Below are 3,283 nucleotides of genomic sequence, written 5' to 3'. Positions count from 1 at the left end.
AATACTTCGCGGCCGGGCGGGCACTTCAGCCCGCCCGGCGTTTAAGGACGAGGCCGTTCAGGCCGATGGCGGGGGTCTGGGGGCGGCAGCCCCCAGGGTCGGGACGGGAAGGGGCGGCGGGGGCGAGGAATCTCCGGCAGGGGACACCACGGAGACGGCCCGATGACCGACGCCTCCGTCCTCTGGTACGCCAACCGAGCCACCGGGGCCGTCTGCCTGGTGCTCTTCACCGTCGTGGTGCTCCTGGGCGTGGCGGTACGCCTGAGGACCCGCCTCCCAGGCCTCCCCCGCTTCGGCACGGTCTCCCTCCACCGCACAATCTCCCTCTCCGCGACAGCCTTCCTGGCCATCCACATAGCCACAGCGGTCATCGACGGCTACGTCGACATCAGCCCCCTCGACGTCCTGATCCCGTTCGCCTCCGACTACCAGCCCCTCTGGCTGGGCCTGGGCACGGTCGCCCTGGACCTGATGCTCGCCGTCCTGGTCACCAGCCTCTTCCGCGAGAGGCTCGGCCACCGCACCTGGCGAGCCGTCCACTGGCTGGCCTACGCCTCCTGGCCGGTGGCCCTGATCCACGGCACAGGAATCGGCACGGACACGGGCACCGAGTGGATGCTCTGGCTGACCGTCACCTGCGTGGCAGCGGTCCTCACCGCTTTCACGATCCGCGTCGCCCAGGCCGCCCGAGCCGACCGCCGCACCCCCGCCACCCTCCTCACCGCCGAAGGGGCGCGACCATGACCAGCAGCACGTTCACGGACGTCCTCATGTCCCCACGCCTCCTGGCCCCCGGCGCCGCCCCCGCCGACCGCGCCACACACGAGACCCGCTACGGCCCCCTCACCCACACCGACCCGGCCGCCCTCCTGCACAACCTCGCGGAGTCCGGCCTCACCGGCAGGGGAGGCGCCGCCTTCCCCACGTACCGCAAGTTCGTGTCGGTCATCGACGCGGCCCGCCGCACCGGCCGCGCCCCGGTCGTCGTCGCGAACGGCGCCGAGGGCGAACCGGCGAGCGCCAAGGACAAGACCCTGCTGAGCCGCTCGCCCCATCTGGTCCTGGACGGGCTGCGGTCGGCGGCCCGGGCGACCGGAGCGGGGGAGGCGTACCTGGCCGTGGAGGACGGGGCGACCCGCCTCGAAGCTGCCGTGGCCGAACGGGACGACCCCTTCCCCGTACGCGTCATACGTGTACCCAAGCGCTTCCTGTCGGGAGAGTCCTCGGCCCTCGCCCAGCACCTCTCCGGCCACGCGGCCCTGCCCCGCCACCAGGACCCTCCGGTGCGCGAACAGGGCGTACGCCGGGCACCCACCCTCGTCCAGAACGTCGAGACGCTCGCCCACCTCGCGCTGATCGCCCGCTACGGAGCCGACTGGTTCCGCTCGGCCGGTACCCCGTCGGAGCCGGGCAGCGCCCTGTGCACGGTCCACGTGCCAGGCCGCGAGCCGCAGGTCGTGGAGGCCCCCTTCGGCATGCCCCTGCACCGGCTGCTCCCGCTGGAGGGCACCGGCGCGATCCTGCTGGGCGGCTACCACGGCACCTGGCTCCCGACCGCCGAGGCAGCCCAACTTGGCCTGTCCGCCGCCACCTTGGGCGCGGGAGTCCTCGCCGCCCTCCCCGCCGACCGCTGCGGCCCCGCCGAAACGGCCCGCGTCCTGCGGTACCTGGCGCTTGAGTCGGCAGGCCAGTGCGGCCCCTGTCTCAACGGCCTGCCGCGTATCGCCGCCGCCTTCCGCACCCTGGCCGCCCCCGGTCCCCAGGGCACCGCCCGTGACGACGTCGCCCGCTGGGCCGGACTGGTCGAGGGCCGCGGCGCCTGCCACCACCCCGACGGCACGGTCCGACTGGTCCGCAGCGCCCTGACCACCTTCGCCGCCGAACTCGACGCCCACGCCCGGGGCTTGTGCACCGCGACCGACCGCACGCCCCTGCTGCCCGTCCCCGAGCACCGGAGCTGACATGGACCAACCGCCCCAGCACCTCGACATCGACTGGACGTCCTGCCGGGCCCACGGCCTCTGCGCGGAACTCCTCCCGGAACACGTCACCCTCGACGAGTGGGGCTACCCCCTCGTCGACGCGCGCCCCGTCCCCGCCCGCACGTTGAAACGCGCCCGCAGGGCGGCGGCGGACTGCCCGGTCCTGGCCCTCAGACTCGCGGCGGCATGAAGGCACCCACGCCACCCACGCCACCCACGCCACCCACGCCACTCATGCCGAACCGCCGGCCCCTACAACCAGCTCGCGAACTCCAGCAACAGCTCCGCGTCCTGGGACCGGCCCACCCGCCGAGCCCGTACGCCCGACTCCACGGCCCGGAACAGGGTCCAGCCCCGCACCCGCTCCTGGTCCAGGTCCAGGGACTCCGCGAGGCGCTTCACCCGGCGGCGGGTGATGGCGGAGCCGGACGGGGAGGCGATCAGGTCCTCGACCCGGTCACGGACCAGCCGGGCCAGGTCGAAGGCGCACTCGCCGACGACGGGGTCGGGCCCCACGGCCAGCCAGGGGCTGCGTTCGCCGGCCAGCACCTTGCTCTGCCGGAAGGTGCCGTGCAGGAGGCGGGACTCGGGCGGGGAGGCCAGCAGTTCGTCGCGAACCGCCAGGGCCGCGTCGACCAGCGGTGCCGCCTCCGCGTCGGCGCCCGCCCGCATCGCCTCGGCCTGTCGCCCGGTCCGCTCGGCAACCGTCTCGAAGACCGGGCCGGCCGGTGGCTCGACCCACAGGCGGCGCAGCGCCCCGGCCGCCTCCAGCATCGACTTGGCCTCGGCCAGCGAACGCACCGACACATCGGGATGCAGCCGCTCAAGGAGCAGTACGCCCTCGGCACCGGCCGGCTCCAGGAGCCGTACCGCACCCAGGCCGTCCCAGTGCGCGAGCGCGGCCCGTTCGCTCTCCGGGCGGGCCCGGCCGGGCGCGAGTTTCAGGACGGCGGGGGTGCCGTCCGGCAGCCGCACCAGGACCACCAGACTGCTGCGCCCACCGGGCACCTGAACGCGCTCCACGGTCAACTCGCGTAGCGCGACGGCCTGCTGAGCCGCCTCGGGCAGCTTCTCCAGCCAGTCGTCACCGCTCGGTGCCGCCTCGCCGAGCGCCTTGACGAGACGCCGCGGCGGTTCGAAAGCCATGCGCGAGTCGTTTCCTTCCTGTGCGCGTTACGACGGCGGTGCCGCCGACGCGGTGGACCGGGCGGACCGCTCGGCGAGACCAGGGAAGGGTACGCTCTCGCCGCGCCAGCGCACCGCCCGCACCGCCGCGTCCCGCAGCGCCTCGGCGGCCGACC

5 protein-coding genes are annotated in these 3,283 nt (G+C 74.4%); 3 read left to right on the top strand and 2 right to left on the bottom strand.

Annotated features, from left to right (window positions below; genetic code table 11):
- Positions 1-162 precede the first annotated feature (162 nt).
- The 3 genes from O3Q52_RS51010 to O3Q52_RS51000 are packed head-to-tail and all read left to right on the top strand — an operon-like array spanning position 163 to position 2,172.
- Positions 163-744, top strand: a complete 582-nt coding sequence (locus tag O3Q52_RS51010) for a ferric reductase-like transmembrane domain-containing protein (protein WP_269655229.1) — start codon at positions 163-165, stop codon at positions 742-744.
- Positions 741-1,961 carry an NADH-ubiquinone oxidoreductase-F iron-sulfur binding region domain-containing protein gene (locus O3Q52_RS51005; protein ID WP_269655228.1) on the top strand — a complete coding sequence of 407 codons (1,221 nt, stop codon included), beginning with the start codon at positions 741-743 and terminating at the stop codon, positions 1,959-1,961. The genes O3Q52_RS51010 and O3Q52_RS51005 overlap by 4 nt, the downstream gene beginning before the upstream one ends.
- A gap of 1 nt (position 1,962) precedes the next feature.
- Positions 1,963-2,172, top strand: a complete 210-nt coding sequence (locus tag O3Q52_RS51000) for a ferredoxin (RefSeq protein WP_269655227.1) — start codon at positions 1,963-1,965, stop codon at positions 2,170-2,172.
- Between the two features lie 62 nt (positions 2,173-2,234).
- Here the strand turns inward: O3Q52_RS51000 and O3Q52_RS50995 are convergent, their stop codons facing one another.
- Positions 2,235-3,128 carry an aminoglycoside phosphotransferase family protein gene (locus tag O3Q52_RS50995; RefSeq protein WP_269655226.1) on the bottom strand — a complete coding sequence of 298 codons (894 nt, stop codon included), beginning with the start codon at positions 3,126-3,128 and terminating at the stop codon, positions 2,235-2,237.
- Positions 3,129-3,155: 27 nt separating this feature from the next.
- On the bottom strand, positions 3,156-3,283 hold a 128-nt coding region (locus O3Q52_RS50990; protein WP_332113025.1), incomplete at its 5' end, for a DUF4439 domain-containing protein.

Origin of the sequence: Streptomyces sp. ActVer (assembly GCF_027270795.1) — a bacterium.
GTDB classification, from domain to species: domain Bacteria; phylum Actinomycetota; class Actinomycetes; order Streptomycetales; family Streptomycetaceae; genus Streptomyces; species Streptomyces umbrinus_A.
The sequence above is the reverse complement of the archived record's forward strand: the minus strand, read 5'-3'. Positions and strand labels throughout refer to the sequence as shown.

Coding starts and splice junctions, on each gene's coding strand:
- O3Q52_RS51010 (WP_269655229.1), top strand. CDS start 163: ATGACCGACGCCTCCGTCCTCTGGTACGCCAACCGAGCCACCGGGGCC.
- O3Q52_RS51005 (WP_269655228.1), top strand. CDS start 741: ATGACCAGCAGCACGTTCACGGACGTCCTCATGTCCCCACGCCTCCTG.
- O3Q52_RS51000 (WP_269655227.1), top strand. CDS start 1,963: ATGGACCAACCGCCCCAGCACCTCGACATCGACTGGACGTCCTGCCGG.
- O3Q52_RS50995 (WP_269655226.1), bottom strand. CDS start 3,128: ATGGCTTTCGAACCGCCGCGGCGTCTCGTCAAGGCGCTCGGCGAGGCG.